4 protein-coding genes are annotated in these 19,504 nt (G+C 75.2%); all 4 read right to left on the bottom strand.

Annotated elements, in window-relative coordinates; genetic code table 11:
• Positions 1-4 precede the first annotated feature (4 nt).
• The 4 genes from ACFP1K_RS23635 to ACFP1K_RS23620 are packed head-to-tail and all read right to left on the bottom strand — an operon-like array spanning position 5 to position 19,497.
• On the bottom strand, positions 5-778 hold the full coding sequence (locus tag ACFP1K_RS23635; protein ID WP_380756949.1) for an SDR family NAD(P)-dependent oxidoreductase: 774 nt from the start codon (positions 776-778) through the stop codon (positions 5-7).
• Complete coding sequence (locus ACFP1K_RS23630; RefSeq protein ID WP_380756947.1) at positions 775-6,732, bottom strand: SDR family NAD(P)-dependent oxidoreductase; 5,958 nt, start codon at positions 6,730-6,732, stop codon at positions 775-777. The genes ACFP1K_RS23635 and ACFP1K_RS23630 overlap by 4 nt, the downstream gene beginning before the upstream one ends.
• A gap of 12 nt (positions 6,733-6,744) precedes the next feature.
• Complete coding sequence (locus tag ACFP1K_RS23625; protein WP_380756945.1) at positions 6,745-14,826, bottom strand: SDR family NAD(P)-dependent oxidoreductase; 8,082 nt, start codon at positions 14,824-14,826, stop codon at positions 6,745-6,747.
• 18 nt (positions 14,827-14,844) lie between these two features.
• On the bottom strand, positions 14,845-19,497 hold the full coding sequence (locus tag ACFP1K_RS23620; RefSeq protein WP_380756943.1) for a type I polyketide synthase: 4,653 nt from the start codon (positions 19,495-19,497) through the stop codon (positions 14,845-14,847).
• Positions 19,498-19,504: the final 7 nt, after the last annotated feature.

Below are 19,504 nucleotides of genomic sequence, written 5' to 3'. Positions count from 1 at the left end.
GCTCCTATCGGGGTGAGCCGCCCGGCTGGGCGGGCGGCAGCAGGATGCCGTTGTTGGCGCTCAGGCCGCCGTCGACGGGGAGGGTGACGCCGGTGACGTACGACGCGGCGGACGAGGTCAGGAACCAGATCGCCTCGGCCTGCTCGCGCGCCTCCGACCAGCGGTGCTGCGGGATCCGCTCCAGGATGGCCGGGCCGAGCACGGGGTGGGCGGCGGCGCCGGCGTTGAGCCCCACCGACACGCCTCCGGGCGCGACGGCGTTGATCCGGATGTTCTCGACCGCGTAGTCGACGGCCAGCCCGCGCACCAGATTGACCACCGCCGCCTTGGTCGCGTTGTACGCCCAGGTCCCCGGGTCGCCGCCGAGGCCGGAGATCGACGAGGTGACCACGACGGAACCACCCCCCGAGGCCCGCAGCGCGGGCAGCGCGGCCTTCACGCCGAGCGCCACGCCGCGCACGTTGACCGCCCAGACGCGGTCGAACCGCTCGATCGCGCCGGGTGACTCCAGCGGCCCGGCGCCCCCGATGCCCGCGTTCAGGACGACCGCGTCGAGCCGGCCGAACCGGGTCAGGGCCAGCTCGGCGAACGCCTCGTTGGTCTCCTCGGTGGAGATGTCCCCGGCCACGGTGGCGATGCCGTCGCCGGCCAGCTCGTCGAGGCCTCGCTTGTCGGCGTCGACGGCGACCACGCGGGCGCCCCGCTCGGCGAACAGCTCCACGATGGCTCGGCCGATCCCGCCGGCGGCGCCGGTGACGGCCACGACCTGTGCGCTCATACGCTCCTCTTCTCGATGGTCTCGATCCAGTCCCGCACGGCCGCCACCGTGGTGCCGGAATGCTCCTCCAGCACGGTGAAGTGGTCGCCGGGTACGTCGGTGGTCTCGTGCGGCAGCGGCCAGGAGGGCCGCCAGTCGAGCCGCCCCGTCGGGTCGACGACGGTCCCGCGCAGCGGCTCCGCGGCGCGGACCATGAGGGTGGGGGCCGAGATGGGCTTGGGCCGCCAGCCGGCCAGCACGACGCCGTAGCCGCCCATGGTGGTGAGGCTCGCGTCGCTCCACACCATGCGGTAGCGCTCGATGCGTTCGAGCATCCCGGTGAGCATCGCCTTCAGCCACCAGTCGCGCATGCCCTCCAAGGTGGGGCTCTCGATCGGGTACGAGTCGATCAGCACCAGCCCGGACGCGGGCAGCCCCCGGTTCTCCAGTTCCTCCGCGACCGAATGGGCCACGCAGCCGCCCATCGACCGGCCGACGATGACGTAAGGCCTCCCGCCGACCAGCTTCGCCACCGTGTCGGCGTGCATCTGGACGTAGGTCTCCTCGGTGTCGGGGAGCAGGTCATCGGGGTCGTAGCCGGGCGACGGGAGCACGTGCACGTCCCGCAGCCCGTTCAGGGCCTGGCCGAAACGGGCGTACTCGTGCGGGCCGGAGATGGCGCTGACGGCGGGGAAGCAGATGACGGCGGCCGGCGCGGGGCCCTCGGCCAGCCGGATCGGCGGCAGCACGTGATCGGTGGCCTGCTCGGCGGTGAAGCTGCCGCGCAGCCTCGACGCGACGCCGATCAGCTCGGCCGCCGCCGCGTACCGCCCCTTGGCGTAGAGGGCACGGTACAGCTCGGACAGCGGGCCCTGGCGGACCTGCTCCGGTTCCGGTTCCGGCCGCACCGTGCCGAGCTTGGTCAGGAGAAAACCGGTGAGGGCCCCGGCGGTGCCGTGGTCGAAGGTGACGGTGGCGGGCAGCCGCAGCCCGGCGAGGGCGTCGAGGCGGTTGCGCAGTTCCACGGCGGTCAAGGAGTCGAGGCCGAGTTCGCTGAACGGGCGGTCCGGGGCGATCGAGCGCGCGTTCGCGCCGAGCACGGCGGCGACCTCGGCGGTGACCGCCTCCAGCGCGGCCTCCTCGCGCCGCCCTTCGGGGAGCCGGGCGAGACGGTGGGCGAGGACCGGTCCGGTTCCGGTGCGCGCCCCCGCGGTGCGCCGGGCCGTACGGATCAGCCCTCTCAGCAGGGCGGGCGGCTGGTCGTCGGTGGGGCGCAGGTCGAAGCGGGCCGCGACCAGGAGCGCTTCGTCCCTGTCGAGGGCCGCGTCGAAGAGCGTCAGGCCCTCCTTCGTGGTCAGCGCGCCGAGCCCGGCGCGCGCCGCCCTGGCGCGGTCGGCGCCGGTGAGGTGGGCGGTCGCGCCGGTCGGGCGCTCCCACAGGCCCCAGGCCAGGGAGAGACCCGGCAGCCCGAGGGCGCGGCGGTGCGCGGCCAGCGCGTCGAGGAAGCCGTTGGCGGCGGCGTAGGAGGCCTGCCCCGGCCCGCCGAGCAGCCCGGCCACCGACGAGTACAGCACGAAGGCGGCCAGGTCGTGGCCGCGTGTGAGTTCGTGCAGCACCCACGCGCCGTCGGCCTTGGCGCGCAGCACGCGGTCCACCCGCTCGGCGGTGAGCGACTCGACAAGGCCGTCGTCGACGACGGCCGCGGCGTGCACCACCGCGGTCAGCGGCCGGTCCGGCGGGATCGCGGCCAGCACCGCCGCGACCGCCGCGCGGTCGGCCGCGTCGGCGGCGGCGACGGTCACGTGCGCGCCGAGGCCGGCGAGCTCGTCCTCCAGCCCGGGTTCGAGCCGTCCGCCGCGGCCCATGAGGATCAGGTTCCGGGTGCGGCCGGTCCGCACGAGGTGCCGGGCGAGCTCTCCGGCGAGCGCTCCCGTGCCGCCGGTGATCAGCACCGTGCCGCCGGGGTTCCACTCCCGCGCCGCACCGTCGCGCGCGGCCGCGCGCGCCAGTCTCGGCGCGAAGAACCTCTCGTTCCGCACCGCCAGTCGCGGCTCCCCCGAGCCGAGCACGGTGGCGACCGCCCGGCGCACCGCCTCCGGTGCGGGGTCGTCGGCGTCCACGAGGAACACCCGCCCGGGATGCTCCGCCTGCACGGATCCGACCAGTCCCCAGATCGGCGCGACGACCGGGTCGGGATTCTCCTCCGGGGTGGCCGCGACGGCATGCCGGGTGACGACGACCAGCGGCCTTTCGCTCTCTTCCGCGAGCCATTCCCGCACCCGGGTGAGCACCCGGTTCACCTGCCCGTGGACGGCGGCCTCCGGGCTCAGGCCGCGGAATTCCGCGCCGGTGACCTGAATGACGTCGGTTCCCTTGCCGGACGGCCGCGGGGTCACCTCGGTCCAGGTGACCGTGAACAGGGAGTCGTGGTCCGCCGGGCGCAACCGGTCGGCCGAGACCAGGCGGGCCCGGAGCGATTCGACCGACACCACGGGTGCGCCGGTCTCGTCGGCGGCGTGCAGGGAGAGGTCGTCGGGGCCGTGCAGGACCAGCCGGACCCGCAGCGCGGACGCGCCCGAAGCGTGCAGCCGGACCCCGCCGTAGGCGAACGGCAGGCGGTTCCGCCCCGGCGGGCTGTCCTTGAGCCCGTGGTGCGCGGCGATGTGCAGGGCCGCGTCGAGCAGCGCGGGGTGCACGCCGAACCGGGCCGCGTCGCCCTGCTCCGCCTCCGGTAGCTCGACCTCGGCGAAGAGGTCGTCGCCGTCCCGCCAGGCGGCGCGCAGCCCCTGGAAGGCGGGCCCGTAGGTGAGGCCCGCGTCGGCGAGCTCCCGGTAGACATGGTCGATCTCGACGGGGACGGCGCCCCGCGGGGGCCAGCCGCCGATGCTCTCCGGGACCGGGCCCGATTCGCTGAGGGTCCCCGCCGCGTTCCTGGTCCAGCGCTCGCCGGTGCCGGAGTGGACGGTGACGGGACGGCGGCCCTCGTCGTCGAGCGCGCCGACGGAGACCTGGACGTCGACCGGATCGCCGGCCGGGACGACGAGCGGGGTCTCCACGACGAGCTCGTCGAGGGTGCTCAGGCCCACCTCGTCCCCGGCTCTGACGGCCAGCTCGACCAGGGCGGTGCCGGGCACGATGACGGTGCCCATGACGGTGTGCCCGGCCAGCCAGGGGTGGGTGCGCAGCGACAGCCGCCCCGACAGCAGCACGCCGCCGGCGTCGGCCAGCACGGCCGTCGCGCCGAGCAGCGGATGCCCGGCCGGGGTGAGGCCGAGCGACGCCGGGTCGCCGGAGTTCAGTGTGGCGGGTCCGAGCCAGTAGCGGTCGTGCTGGAAGGCGTAGGTCGGCAGGTCGACCCGGCGCGCCTCGGGGAGCACGGCGTCCCAGGCGATCGGCCGGCCGTGGATGTGCGCGCGGCCCAGGGCGAGCAGCGCGGTGCGCTCCTCCGGCTGGTCGCGGCGCAGCACGGGGACCAGGGACCGGTCGCCGGGGAGTGATTCGCGGGCCATGCCGGAGAGGGTGGCGTCCGGGCCCAGTTCCAGGTAGGTCGTGACACCTGCGGCGTCGAGGGCCGTGACCGCGTCGGCGAACCTGACGGGTTGGCGCACCTGGGCGACCCAGTAGCCGGGGGTGGTGACGTCGCTGACCTGGCCGGTCAGCGTGGAGATCAGCGGGATGCGCGGGTCGTGATAGGAGACCGATTCGAGGACCTGCCCGAACTCGGCCAGCATCGGGTCCAGCCGGGCCGAGTGGAAGGCGTGACTGACGGTGAGCCGCCGGGTGCGGCGGCCCCTGCCGGAGAACTCCGCGACGGCGGCCTCGACCGCGTCCTCGTCGCCGGTGACCACGATCGACGACGGGCCGTTGATCGCGGCGATCTCGACGGTGTCCGGGATCTCCTGCTCGGTGGCCTCGACGGCCGCCATCGCGCCACCCGGCGGCAGCGCCTGCATCAACCGGCCCCGGGCCGCGACCACCTTGGCCGCGTCGGCCAGCGACCACACACCCGCGACGTGGGCCGCCGCGAGCTCGCCGATCGAGTGCCCGGCGACGTGGTCGGGCCGCACGCCCCACGACTCCAGCAACCGGAACAGGCCGACCTGCAGCGCGAACAGGCCGGTCTGGGTGTAGACGGTCCGGTCGAGCAGGCCGCCGGACCCGAACACGACGTCGCGCACCGAAACGCCGCCGAGGTGCCGGTCGAGCTCGGCCACGGCGGCGTCGAACGCCTCGGCGAACACCGGGAAGCGCTTGTGGAGCTCCCGCCCCATGCCCTCCCGCTGGCTCCCCTGACCGGTGAACAGATAGGCCAGGTCCCGGCCCGCGCGGCCGGTGATCACCGAAGCCGACGGCTCCTCGGCCGCCAGCGCCCGCAGCGCCTCCACCAGCTCCGCCGTGCCGGAACCCACGACCACGGCCCGCTCGCCGAGCCGCGCCCGGGTGGCGGCCAGCGACCACGCCACGTCCACCGGGTCATGACCGGAGGTCACGAAGTTCGCCAGCCGGGCCGCTTGGGCGCGCAGCGCGCCGGGCGTGCGGGCGGAGAGCACCCATGGCACCGGCCCTGTCCCGGCGGGCCGGCCGGGCTCTGTGACGGCCGGGGCCTCCTCGATGATCACGTGGGCGTTGGTGCCGCTCACGCCGAACGCCGAGACCCCGGCCCTCCGCGGCCCCTCCGACGGCCAGTCGCGGGCCTCGGTGAGCAGCTCCACCTCGCCCGACGACCAGTTCACGTACGGAGAGGGCTCATCGACGTGCAGGGTCCGCGGCAGCAGCCCGTGCCGGATCGCCTGCACCACCTTGATGACCCCGCCGACGCCGGCCGCCGCCTGAGAGTGCCCGATGTTGGACTTGAGCGAGCCCAGCCACAGCGGACGTCCCGGCGCGCGGCCCTGGCCGTAGGTGGCGAGGATGGCCGTGGCCTCGATCGGGTCACCCAGGCTCGTGCCGGTGCCGTGGGCCTCCACGAGGTCGACGTCCGCCGCCGGCAGGCGGGCCCCGGCCAGGGCCGCCTGGATGACGCGCTGCTGCGCCGGGCCGCTCGGGGCGGTCAGGCCGTTGGAGGTGCCGTCCTGGTTCACCGCCGAGCCGCGGAGCACCGCGAGGATCGGGTGGCCGAGCCGCTGCGCGTCGGAGAGCCGTTCGACCAGCAGGAAGCCGGCGCCCTCCGCCCAGCCGGTGCCGTCGGCGGACGCGGCGAACGCCTTGCAGCGGCCGTCGGCCGACAGGCCGCGCTGGCGGGAGAACTCCACGAATCCCTGCGCGGTCGCCATCACCGACACGCCCCCGGCCAGGGCCAGGTCGGACTCCCCCGACCGCAGCGACAGCGCCGCCAGGTGCAGCGCCACCAGCGACGACGAGCAGGCGGTGTCGACCGTCACGGCCGGGCCCTCGAACCCGAAGGCGTAGGCGATGCGGCCGGACGCGACGCTGCGCAGCGTACCGATGCCGATCTGCCCCTCCAGCTCCGCCGGGTGACCGGCCCCGACGCCGTAGTCGCCGCCGGCCAGCCCCGCGAACACGGCGGTACGGCTCCCGCGTAACGTCTCCGGGTCGATCCCGGCCCGCTCGAACGCCTCCCACGCCGTCTCCAGCAGCAGCCGGTGCTGCGGGTCGGTGGCGAGGGCCTCCCGCGGGGAGATGCCGAAGAACCCGGCGTCGAACCCGCCCACGTCCTCGATGAACCCCCCGTGGCGGGTGTAGGAGGTGCCCTGGTGGTCGGGGTCGGGGTCGTACAGGGAGTCGAGATCCCAGCCCCGGTCGGCGGGGAACGCGGTCACCGCGTCCCGCCCGGACGCGACCAGCTCCCACAGGTCCTCCGGCGAGGCGACCCCGCCGGGGAACCGGCACGCCATGCCCACGATCGCGACCGGTTCCCGCCGCGCCGACTCCACCTCGTGGAGCCGGGACCGCAGGCTCTGGACGTCGGCGATGGCGCGTTTGAGATATTCGCGTAGCTGTGCGTCGTCAGCCATGGGGAAACGCTCCTAGTGCGGGTCGTGGTCGAGGAGCCGGAACAGCTCCTCGTCGGTGGCGGCGTCGAGGTCGACCGTCGTACGGGGACCGGTGTCCCACTGGTCGAGCAGCCGCCGCATCCGGCCGAGCAGTTCGGGTTCGGGACCGGCGGACAGCGCCGTCTCCAGGTAGTCGAGGGAGGCCGCCGCGTTCGGGAACCGGACGGCCGAGCCGGACAGCTCGTCGCGCAGGTAACCCGCGATGGCCGCCGGGGTCGGATGGTCGAACACGAGCGTGGCCGGCAGTAGCAGCCCGGTCGCCGTGTTGAGCCGGTTGCGCAGGTCGACGGCGGTGAGCGAGTCGAGCCCGACGTCGCGGTAGGGCCGGCCCAGTTCCACCGCCCCGGCGTCGTCGTGGCCCAGCACGATCGCCGACTCGGCCCTGACCACCGCCAGCACGGCGGCTTCGAGATCGGGCCCGGTGAGCGTGGCCAGTGACGGCGCCCGCGCCGGTTCGGCGGTGACGACGTCGGCGGCGCGTGGCCCGGCAGGGGTCTGGTCGAGCCAGTAGCGGCGGCGGTGGAAGGCGTAGGTGGGCAGCGGCACCCGGCGGGCGCCGGAGAGGACCGGCAGCCAGTCGACCGCGACGCCCCGCACGTGGACCTCGGCCAGTGAGGTGAGGAAGCGCTCCTGCCCGCCCTGGTCGCGGCGCAGCGTGCCGGCCACCACGACGGGCCGGTCGGTCAGCGTCTCCTGGATGCCCGCCGTCAGCACGGGATGCGGGCTGACCTCGATGAACACGCCGTGATCCTGGTCGGCGAGGCCGCGCACGGCCTCCTCGAACCGGACCCGTTCCCGCAGGTTCGCGTACCAGTAGTCGGCGTCCGGCGGGGTGTCGCCGAGCCAGTCACCGGTGACCGTCGAGAACAGCGGCACCCGGCCCCGCCGCGGCCTCGCCGGCGCGAGGGCGTCGCGGACGGCGGACTCGACGCGCTCGATGTGGTGCGAGTGCGAGGCGTAGTCCACGGGGATCCGCCGGGCCCGCCCGCCCTCGGCCTTGACGGCCTCGACCAGCGCCGCCACGGCCTCGGGGTCGCCCGACACGACGACCTGCGCGGGGCTGTTGACGGCCGCGATCGAGACCCCCGGGCCGAGCCGGGGTTCGACCTGGTCCGGCGGGAGCGCGATGGAGGCCATCGCCCCGGTGCCGGCCAGCGCGGCGATCGCCCGGCTGCGCAGCGCCACCACGCGGGCGGCGTCGTCGAGACTGAGCAGGCCCGCCACGGCCGCCGCCGCGATCTCCCCCTGGCTGTGCCCGGCCACGGCGTCCGGCCGCACGCCGTGGTGCTCCCACACGGCGGCCAGCGACACCATGACGGCCCAGAGCAGGGGCTGGACGACGTCCACCCGGTCGAGGTCGCGCTTGAGCGCCTCCTCGGGATTCCAGTCGATGTACGGGGCCAGCGCCCGCCCGCACTCCGCGAACCTGGCGGCGAATACAGGCGACCGTTCGAGCAGCTCGACCCCCATGCCGGCCCACTGCGACCCCTGCCCGGGGAAGACGAACACGACCTTGCCCTCGGCGTCGGCGGTGCCGCGGACGACCCGCCTGGACGAGGCCCCGGCGGCCAGCGCGCGAGCGCCTTCGGCGAACCCCGCCGGGTCGCCGGCCACGATGACGGCGCGCTGCTCGAACGCGGCCCGGGTGGTGACCAGCGAGAACCCTACGTCGGCCGGATCCGCGGCGACCTCGGCGAGCCGGGCGGCCTGGCCCGCCAGCGCCTCGGACGTCCGGGCGGAGATCGGCCAGACCGAAGGCAGGTCCGGTTGCGGTGCGGATTCCACCGCCGGGGTGGCGGGGGGCTGTTCGATGATGACGTGGGCGTTGGTGCCGCTGACGCCGAACGAGGAGATCCCCGCCCGGCGGGGCCGTCCCGGCGTCCACTCGCGGGGTTCGGTGAGCAGCCGGACCGTGCCCTGCGACCAGTCGACGTGCGGGGTCGGCTCGTCGACGTGCAGAGTCCTGGGCAGCACGCCGTGCCGGATCGCCTCGATCATCTTGATGACCCCGGCCGCGCCGGCGGCGGCCTGGGTGTGGCCGATGTTCGATTTCAGCGAGCCGAGCCAGAGCGGGTCGCCGGGCCGGTCCTGCCCGTAGACGGCCAGCAGGGCCTGGGCCTCGATCGGGTCGCCGAGCGTGGTCCCGGTGCCGTGGCCCTCCACCACGTCCACCTCGCCGGGGGTGAGCCCGGCGTTGGCCAGGGCCTGCCGGATCACCCGCTGCTGGGACGGCCCGTTGGGGGCGGTCAGCCCGTTGGACGCGCCGTCCTGGTTGACGGCGGTGCCGCGGACCACGGCGAGCACGGGATGTCCCAGCCGTCGGGCGTCGGACAGCCGCTCGACCAGCAGCAGGGACGCCCCTTCGGCCCAGCCGGTGCCGTCGGCCGCCGCCGCGTAGGCCTTGCAGCGGCCGTCGGCGGCCAGGCCGCGCTGCCGGGAGAACTCGACGAACACCGACGGCGTCGCCATCACCGCGACTCCCCCCGCCAGCGCAAGGTCGGACTCGCCGGTCCGCAGCGACTGCGCGGCCAGGTGCAGCGCCACCAGCGACGACGAGCAGGCCGTGTCGACGGTGACGGCGGGCCCTTCGAACCCGAAGGAGTAGGCGATCCGTCCGGACGCGACGCTGCCCGCGTTGCCGTTGGCCAGGTAGCCTTCCAGGCTGGCCGGGGCGGACCCGGCGGGTGGCGCGTAGTCGTGGTACATGACCCCGGCGAACACCCCGGTACGGCTGCCGCGCAGCGTCCCCGGGTCGATCCCGGCCTGCTCGAAGGCCTCCCACGCCGTCTCCAGCAGCAGGCGTTGCTGGGGGTCGGCGGCCAGCGCCTCCCGGGGCGAGATGCCGAAGAACGCCGCGTCGAAGTCGGCGGCGTCGTGCAGGAACCCGCCGTGCCGGGTGTAGGAGGTGCCGGGACGGTCGGGGTCGGGGTCGTACAGGGCCTCAAGGTCCCAGCCCCGGTTGTCCGGGAACCCGGAGATCGCGTCACCGCCCGACTCGACGAGCCGCCACAGGTCGCCGGGGCCGTTCACGCCGCCGGGCAGGCGGCAGGCCATGCCGACGATGACGATCGGGTCGTCGTCCGTCCGGACGCGCCGAGGCGTGGCGGCGGGGGCCGCGGGGGCGGCGGGATCGAGCTGGGTCCCGATGAAGGTCGCGACGGCGGTGGGCGTGGGGTGGTCGAAGGTCAGTGTGGCGGGCAGCCGCAGGCCGGTGGCGGCGGTGAGGCGGTTGCGCAGTTCGACCGACATCAGCGAGTCGAGCCCGAGGTCGCCGAAGGCCCGCCTGCCGCCGACCGTGTCCGTGCCGAGGACCGCTCCGGTCTCCGCGCGGACCAGCGCCAGCACGGCCTCGCTCCTGGCGTCCCCGGCCAGCCCGGCGAGCCTGCGGGCGAGCGGGACGTCCTCGGGGGCGGGCCTGCGTGCCTGCCGGGAGGCGCCGCGTAGCAGCGGCGCGGCGCCGGGGTCGAGCGCGGCCGGGATCACGACGGGTGCGTCCAGACCGAGCGCGGCGTCGAACAGTTCCAGTCCGGTGGCGGTCGCCAGCGGCCGGACCCCGCTCCTGGCGGCCCTGGCCAGGTCGGCCTCGCTCAGGTGGGCGCTGATCCCCGTGCTCTGCGCCCACAGGCCCCAGGCCAGCGACACGGCGGGCAGGCCGAGCGCGCGGCGGTGCGCGGCGAGGCCGTCGAGGTAGGCGTTGGCGGCGGCGTAGGAGGCCTGACCGGCGCTGCCGAGCGTGGCCGCGATCGACGAGTACAGCACGAACCAGGCCGGCGGCCGGTCTCTCGTCAGCTCGTGGAGGTGCCGCGCGGCGTCGGCCTTCGGCCGCAGCACCGCCGACACCCGCTCGGGGGTGAGCGAGCCGAGCACCCCGTCGTCGACGACGCCGGCCGCGTGCACCACAGCGGTCAACGGGTGCTTCTCCGGTACGGAGGCCAGCACCCCCTCCAGGAAGTCCCGGTCGGCCACGTCACCCGCGAGGATGTCGGCGCGTGCGCCGAGCGCGGCCAGTTCGTCCCGCAACCCGATCGCCCCGGGTGCCCGCGCGCCCCGGCGGCTGGTCAGGACGAGCCGCCGGACGCCGTGCCGGGTGACGAGATGCCGGGCCAGCATCGCGCCGAGGCCACCGGTGCCGCCGGTGACCAGCACGGTCCCCTCGGGGTCGAGCGGCGGGGCCTCGCCTCCCGTGGTCCTGGTGAGGCGGGGCACGAGGATCCGGCCGTCCCGCACCGCGAGCTGCGGCTCGCCGGCGGGGATCGCGGACGGAACGTTCCCGTCGATCAGGACGACGCGGCCGGGGTGCTCGGTCTGGGCCGACCGCACCAGCCCCCACACGGCGGCGGCCGCGGGGTCGACGGGCTCGCCCGGCAGGGCGGCCACCGCGCCGGACGTGCGGACCACGATGGTGCCGGGCCCGTCGAGCCGGTCGCGCAACTCGGCGAGCGTGCCGTTCACCAGGTCGTGGAGACCGGGGCCGTCCGGTGCCACGCGGCCGGCCGGGTCAGGCGTGGCCACGTCGATCGTGGTGGCGGGTTCCAGCAGTGGCCCGGCCGGGGCCTCGATCCATTCGACCACGTGGAGCGCGGCCGGCCGGAGGGCGCCGGGGTCGATCGGGCGGGAGCGAAGGCCCTCGACCGACAGGATCGGGGAGCCCTCGGCGTCGGCCAGGTCCACCGTCCATTCGTCGTCGCCCGCCGGGGTGAGCCGGACGCGGGCGCTCGTGGCTCCGGGGCCGTGGACGCGGACTCCCCGCCAGGCGAACGGGACCAGGAGACGGCCCGGGTCGGCGGCCAGGTGGAGGGCCGCGTCGAGGAGGGCCGGGTGCACGGCGAACCGGGCGGCGTCGCCGGCGTCCTGGAGGGACACCTCGCCGTAGATCGTCTCACCGTCGCGCCAGGCCGTGGTCACGCCCTGGAAGGCGGGGCCGTAGTCGAGCCCGGCCAGCGCGAGCAGTTCGTAGAGGCCGGCGATGGCGAGCGGCTCGGCGTGCTCGGGTGGCCACACGTCCGCGCCGGGGTCCCGGTCGCCGGTCGCGAGGCGGCCGGTGGCGTTCCTGACCCAGTCGCCCTCGCCCGATCGGGAGTGGACGACGAGGTCGCCGCCGTCCAGGGCGAGCTGGATGTCCGTGGCGCCGTCGTCGGGGATCACCACCGGGCTCTCGATGACCAGTTCGTCCAGGACGGGCAGCCCCGCCTCGGTGCCCGCGCGCAGCGCGAGGTCGACGAGGGCGGTGCCGGGGAGGACCGTGGTGCCGGCGACGGCGTGGTCGGCGAGCCACGGGTGGGTGCGCGCGGAGAGCCGGCCGGCGAGCAGCACGCCTCCGCCGGCTAGGTGGACGACGGCGTTCAGCAGTGGGTGGTCGTGTCCTCCTCCGGCGGCCTCGCCGGGCAGGTCGAGCCAGTAGCGGGAGCGCTGGAACGGGTACGTGGGCAGGTCGGCCCTGCCCGCGCCGGGAAGCAGGGTGTCCCAGTCGATCCGGCCGCCGTGGATGTGGGCGTGCCCGAGGGCGAGGAGCGCGGTGACGTCCTCGGGCCGGTTCCCGCGCAGCACCGAGGTGACCACACGATCGGCGGGCAGCGATTCGCGGGCCATCCCGGACAGGACCGCGTCCGGGCCCAGTTCGAGGAACGTCGTGACCCCTGCCGCGTCGAGGGCCGTGATCGCGTCGGCGAACCTGACGGGTTCCCGTACCTGCCGGACCCAGTAGTCCGGCGTGGTGACATCGCCCACCTGGCCGGTGAGCGTGGACACCAGCGGGATCCGCGGCTCGTGGAAGGTCACCGATTCGAGGACCTGCCGGAACCCGGCCAGCATCGGATCGAGCCGCGCGGAGTGGAAGGCGTGGCTGACCGTGAGCCGCCGCACGCGCCGGCCACGCGCGGCGAACTCCGCCACCACCGCCTCGACCGCGTCCCCGTCGCCGGTCACCACGACGGAGGACGGCCCGTTGATCGCGGCGATCTCCACGGTGCCCGGGATCTCCCGCTCGGCGGCTTCGACGGCCGCCATCGCGCCACCGGCGGGCAGCGCCTGCATCAGGCCGCCGCGCGCCGCGACCACCCGCGCCGCGTCCCGCAGCGACCACACCCCCGCGACATGCGCCGCCGCGAGTTCCCCGATCGAATGCCCGGCCACGTAGTCCGGCCGCACACCCCACGACTCCAGCAACCGGAACGCCCCGACCTGCAACGCGAACAGACCGGTCTGCGTGTAGACGGTCTGGTGCAACAGCCCCTCGGTGCCGAACACCGCGTCCCCGACCGGGACCCCGCCGAGGTGACGGTCCAGCTCGGTGACGGCGGCGTCGAACGCCTCCGCGAAGACGGGAAAACGTTCATGCAGCTCGCGCCCCATGCCCTCCCGCTGACTGCCCTGCCCGGTGAACAGGTAGGCGAGTTCGCCACCCTCGGCACCCTTCACGACCTGCGGTGACGGATCGTCCGCCGCCAGGGCGCGCAGCCCTGCCACCAGTTCGGCATGGCTCGACCCGACCACGACCGCGCGTTCGCCGAGCCGGGCCCTGCGGGCGAGAGACCGGGCGACGCCGGCCAGGTCGGATCGCTCCGCCAGGTGCGCGGCCAGCGCGGCGGCCTGGGCCCGGAGCGCCTCGGGCGTCCGCGCCGACAGCACCCACGGCACCGGCCCCTCGGTTCTCCCCGCCGTCACCGCCGGGGGCCGCGCGGGGGCCTGTTCGACGATGACATGGGCGTTGGTGCCGCTCACGCCGAACGCCGACACGCCCGCCCTGCGGAGACCGTCCGCGGGCCACTCCACGGCCTCGGTGAGGAGGCGTAGCGTCCCCGCCGTCCAGTCCACGTGCGGTGTGGGCTCGTCCACGTGCAGGGTCCTCGGCAGCACGCCGCGGCGGATCGACTCGACGACCTTGATCACTCCGGCCACGCCGGCCGCCGCCTGGGTGTGCCCGATGTTCGACTTCACCGAGCCCAGCCAGAGCGGCCGCCCGGGGTCGCGGTTCCTCCCGTACGTCGCCAGCAGCGCCCCCGCCTCGATGGGGTCGCCGAGGGTCGTCCCCGTCCCGTGGGCCTCCAGCAGGCCGACCTCGCCGGCGGACAGCCCGGCCGACTCCAGGGCGCTCTGGATGACCCGCTGCTGCGACGGGCCGTTGGGCGCGGTCAGGCCGTTGGAGGCGCCGTCCTGGTTGATCGCCGAACCGGTCAGCACGGCCAGCACGTCGTGGCCGAGGCGGTGCGCGTCGGAGAGGCGTTCGAGGAGCAGGAACGCCGCTCCCTCCGCCCAGCCGGTCCCGTCGGCGGAGGCCGCGAACGCCTTCACGCGGCCGTCGGGGGCCAGGCCACGCTGGCGGGAGAACTCCACGAACCCGACGGGTGACGTCATCACGGTCACGCCCCCGGCCAGCGCCACCTCGGACTCGCCGGACCGCAGCGACTGGGCCGCCAGGTGCAGCGCGACCAGTGACGACGAGCACGCGGTGTCCACGGTCACCGCCGGGCCCTCGAAGCCGAAGGTGTACGCCACCCGTCCCGACGCCACGCTCATGGCCGTGCCGATCGACAGGTAGCCGTCCACGGCCGCCGGGACGGAGGGCAGCCTCGCCGCGTAGTCCTGGCCGTTCATCCCCGCGAACACCCCCGTCCGGCCGCCGCGCCACGCGGTGACGTCGAGACCGGCACGTTCGAACGCCTCCCAGGCCAGCTCCAGCAGCAGCCGATGCTGCGGGTCGGTGGCCAGCGCCTCCCTCGGCGCGATGCCGAAGAACTCCGCGTCGAAGTCGGCCACACCGTCCAGGAAGCCGCCATGGCGGGTGTAGGTGGTGCCGGGACGGTCGGGGTCCTGGTCGTACAGGGAATCGAGATCCCAGCCCCGGTCGGCGGGGAACCCGGTGACGGCGTCGGTGCCGTCCTCGATCAGCCGCCACAGGTCCTCGGGTGACCGGACGCCGCCGGGGAACCTGCAGGCCATGCCGATGACGGCGATCGGTTCGGTGCGCTCCTCCTTGACCTGCCGGAGCTGCCGCCGGGTCTCGTGCAGTTCGGTGGAGACCCGCTTGAGCAGGTGCCTGATCTGGTCGTCGCTCATGTGTCGTCCGTCCGGAGGTCAGGAGATGCCGAGGGTTCGGGTGATGAAGTCGACCAGTTCGTCGTCGCCCGCCGCCTCCAGGTCGGGCCGGCCGTCCCAGGCGGCGGCGAGGGACCGCAGCCGGGCGGCGGCGGCGGCCCGCTCCCGCGGGGTCGCCTCGGCCGTGGCCAGCTCCTCGACGCGGTCCAGGAGACCGGGTGCGGCGGGTGCGGCGGGTGCGAGTCCGGTCAGCAGGTAGGCGGTGAGCGCCTCGGGGGTCGGGTGGTCGTACACGATGGACGGCGGCAGCGGCAGGCCCGTCGCGGCGCCGAGCCGGTTGCGCAGTTCGACCGAGGTGAGCGAGTCGAAGCCCTGGTCGCGGAAGTTGGCCCGGGGATCGACGGCGTCGGCCGAGGGACGCCCCTGCACGGCGGCGACCTCGGCGCGGACCAGCCGCAGCACCGTCCGGTGCCGGTCGGCGCCGCCGAGCCCGGCCAGCCGGGTGGCCAGGTCCTCCTCCGCGACGGCCTGCGGGGTGTTCGGGTGGGCACCCGGGAGTTCGCTGACGAGGGCACGGGGGCGGGTGGCGAAGAGGGTGGCCCAGTCGACGTCGGCGACGACCACGTTGACGTCGCCGCGGTCCAGCGCCCGGCCGACAGCGGTGATCGCGGTCTCCGGACTCATGCCGCGCAGGCCGTGCCGGGCGAGCGCACGGGTGGCGTCCGAGCCGGCGATGCCCGCGCCGGCCCAGTGGCCCCAGGCGATGGACGTGGCGGGCCGGCCCTCGGCGTGGCGGCGGGCGGCCAGCGCGTCCAGATAGGCGTTGCCGGGCGCGTAGTTGGCCTGCCCCGGCACGCCGCACACGCCGGCCAGCGAGGAGAACAGGACGAACGCGGTCAGGCCGAGGTCGCGGGTCAGCTCGTCCAGGTGGCGGGCGCCGCCCGCCTTGACCCGCAGCACCCGCTCGGCCCGGCCGGGGGTGAGTTCGGTGATCACGCCGTCGTCGAGGACGGCGGCGGCATGGAAGACGGCGGTCAGCGGCCGGTCCGCCGGGATCTCGGCCAGCACCCGCCGGAGCGCGGCCCGGTCGCCGACGTCGGCGGCGGCGAAGGTGACCTCGGTGCCCAGTGCCGCGAGACGGTCCCGCAGCTCCGCCGCGCCGGGAGCGTCCGCGCCGCGCCTGCCGACCAGCAGGAGGTGCCGCACGCCCCGTCCGGCCAGCGACCGCGCGAGGTGCTTGCCGAGCGCGCCGGTGCCGCCGGTGACCAGGACGGTCCCGGTCGTCGTCCACGGCGTGCCCCCCGGCGGCTCGGAAGGCGGGGTGGTCCGGGCCAGGCGGCGGGCGTACCGGCCGGAGGCGCGGACCGCGATCTCGCGCTCGGTGCCGCCGAGGGCGTCGGCGAGGCGGTCCCAGTGGGCCTCCCCGGCGTCGGCGGGCAGGTCGGCGAGGCCGCCCCAGTTCTCCGGGCTCTCGGGAGCGGCGATCGCGCCGAGACCCCACAGCAGCGCCTGCGCGGGCTCGGGCGGTGCGTCGCCGGGACCGGTCGAGACGGCGTTCCTGGTCACGTACCAGACGGGTGCGGCGAGGCCGGCGTCGTGCGCGGCCTGAAGAAGAGCCAGGTTCGTCTTGTACGCCCACGGCAGGTCCGCGCGCGAGTCCACGTCCGATTCGGCGAGCAGTGACAGGACCCCGGCGACCGGCCCGGCCGCGGCCAGGCCGGCGGCCAGCTCCTCCCGGCCTTCGGACGTGACGGTCAGCCGGGTGGTCTCGGCCCCCCGGCGCTTGAGCGCCCGTTCGGCCGCCTCGCCGGCTCCTTCCGGTGCGACCACCAGCCACCTGCCCGGTGCGGTGGCGGCGGGGGCGTCGGGCAGGGGCCGCCACACGACCTGGAAGCGCCAGGCGTCGGCGCCCTGGGGTTCGGCGCCGCCGGGTCTGCTGGCGTCGAGCCAGAAACGTTCGCGCTGGAAGGCGTACAAGGGGAGGTCGGCCCGTCCGGCGCCGGGGAAGACGGCCTCCCAGTCGATCCGCCGGCCGTGGGTGTGGGCGTGGCCGAGTGCCAGGAGCGCGGTGACGTCCTCGGGCCGGTCCTCGCGCAGGACGGGGACGACGACCCGCTCGGCGGGCAGCGATTCGCGGGCCATGCCGGACAGGACCGCGCCGGGTCCCAGTTCAAGGAAGGTCGTGACGTTCGCGGCGTCCAGAGTGATGACCGCGTCGGCGAACCTGACGGGTTCCCGGACCTGACGGACCCAGTACTCCGGCGTGGTGACGTCGCTGATCTGGCCGGTGAGCGTGGACACCAGCGGGATCCGCGGCTCGTGGAAGGCCACCGATTCGAGGACCTGCCGGAACTCGTCCAAAATCGGGTCCAGCCTCCTGGAGTGGAAGGCGTGGCTGACCGTCAGCCGCCGCGCGCGCCGGCCCCGCTCGGTGAACTCGGCGACGACCTCGCCGATCATCTCCTCGTCGCCGGTGATCACGACCGATGACGGGCCGTTGATCGCGGCGATCTCCACGTCGTACGGGATCTCGTCCTCGGCCGCCTCGACGGCGGCCATCGCGCCCCCCGCCGGGAGCGCCTGCATCAGCCCGCCCCGCGCGAAGACCACCCGGGCCGCGTCGGCCAGTGACCACACACCCGCGACGTGGGCCGCCGCGAGCTCGCCGATCGAGTGCCCGGCGACGTAGTCGGGCCGCACCCCCCACGACTCCAGCAGCCGGAACAGGCCGACCTGCAGCGCGAACAGGCCGGTCTGGGTGTAGAAGGTCTCGTGCAGCAGGCCCTCGGAGCCGAACACCACGTTCTTGATCGGCTCACCGAGTTCGGCGACGACGGCGTCGAAGGCCTCCGCGAAGACCGGGAACCGGTCGTACAGTTCCCGGCCCATGCCCTCCCGCTGGCTGCCCTGCCCGGTGAACAGGTACGCCAGGCCCCGGCCCGCCCGGCCGGTGATCACCGACGCCGACGGCTCGCCCGCCGCCAGCGCCCGCAGCCCCGCCACCAGTTCGTCGTGCCCTCCGACGACCACCGCGCGTTCGTCCAGCGACGCGCGGCGGCGGGCCAGGGAGTGGCCGGTGTCCACGAGGTCCAGATCGGGCGTCACGAACTCCGCCAGCCGACCGGCCTGCGCCCTCAGCCCGTCGATGGTCCGGCCTGAGATCACCCACGGGACGGCCCCGGCAAGCCTTCGCGCCGGCGGGCCGGGTACCGGTTCCGGGGCGGGTCCGGTGATCACGTGGGCATCGGTGCCGCCCACACCCGCGCTCGGCACGGCCGGATCCGGCGGGGGTGTGACGGTCCCGGCGGGCGGGGCCTGTTCGATGATCACGTGCGCGTTGGTGCCGCTCACGCCGAAGCTCGACACGGCCGCCCGGCGGATCACGTCCTCCGGCCAGGCGCGGGCCTCGGTCAGCAGTTCCACGTCGCCCGCCGACCAGTCGACGTGCGGAGACGGCTCGTCCACATGCAGGGTGCGCGGGAGCAGCCCGTACCGGATCGACTGCACGGACTTGATCACGCCCCCCACGCCGGCTGCGGCCTGGGAGTGGCCGATGTTGGACTTCAGCGAGCCGAGCCACAGCGGACGGCCCGGTTCACGGCCCTGGCCGTAGGTGGCGAGCAGGGCGCCGGCCTCGATCGGGTCGCCGAGGGTGGTGCCGGTGCCGTGCGCCTCCATCAGGTCGACCTCGTGCGGGGCCAGCTCCGCCGAGTCCAGGGCGCGGCGGATGACCCGCTGCTGCGCGGGGCCGTTGGGGGCGGTGAGCTGGCTGCTGCGGCCGTCCTGGTTGACGGCGCTGCCGCGCAGCAGGGCCAGCACACGGTGGCCGTGCCGCCGGGCGTCGGAGAGGCGTTCGAGCGCCAGCAGCCCGGCGCCCTCGGCCCAGGCGGTGCCGTCGGCGGCCCCGGCGAAGGCCTTGACCCGGCCGTCGGCGGCCAGGCCGCGCTGGCGGGAGAACTCGATGAACATCCCGGGTGCCGCCAGCACGGTCGCGCCGCCGGCCAGGGCGAAGGAGCACTCCCCCAGCCGCAGCGACTGCGCGGCCAGGTGCAGCGCGACCAGCGACGACGAGCACGCCGTGTCGACGGTCACCGCCGGGCCCTCGAAACCGAAGGTGTACGCCAGCCGCCCCGACGCCACGCTCGTGGTGTTGCCGGTCAGCACGTAGCCGTCGGTGCCCCGGGCGGGCGGATGGTGCAGGCTGGGGCCGTACTCCTGGGAGATGACCCCGGCGAACACGCCGACGTCGCCGCCGCGCAACCCCGCCGGGTCGATCCCCGCGTCCTCCAGTGCCTCCCACGCCGTCTCGAGCAGCAGCCGCTGCTGCGGGTCGATCGCCAGCGCCTCCCGGGGCGGGATGCCGAAGAACTCCGCGTCGAAGTCACCGGCGTCGTACAGGAAACCGCCGTCCCGCACGTAGGAGGTGCCTCGATGCGCGGGGTCGGGGTGATAGAGGCCGTCGAGGTCCCAGCCCCGGTCGGTGGGGAAAGGCCCGATCGCGTCCCGCTCCTCGGCCACCACCCGCCACAGGTCGCCGGGCGAGGCGACCCCGCCGGGGAACCGGCACGCCATGCCGACGATGGCGATCGGCTCCCTGGCGGCCGACTCGACGGCCTCCAGCTTCTGCCGGGTCTGGCGCAGCTGGTGCGTCACCCGGTTGAGGTAGGTACGGAGTTTCTCTTCTTCGGACATGTGCGGG

It is taken from the genome of Sphaerisporangium aureirubrum, from assembly GCF_042658925.1.
Classification (GTDB): domain Bacteria; phylum Actinomycetota; class Actinomycetes; order Streptosporangiales; family Streptosporangiaceae; genus Sphaerisporangium; species Sphaerisporangium aureirubrum.
The sequence above is the reverse complement of the archived record's forward strand: the minus strand, read 5'-3'. Positions and strand labels throughout refer to the sequence as shown.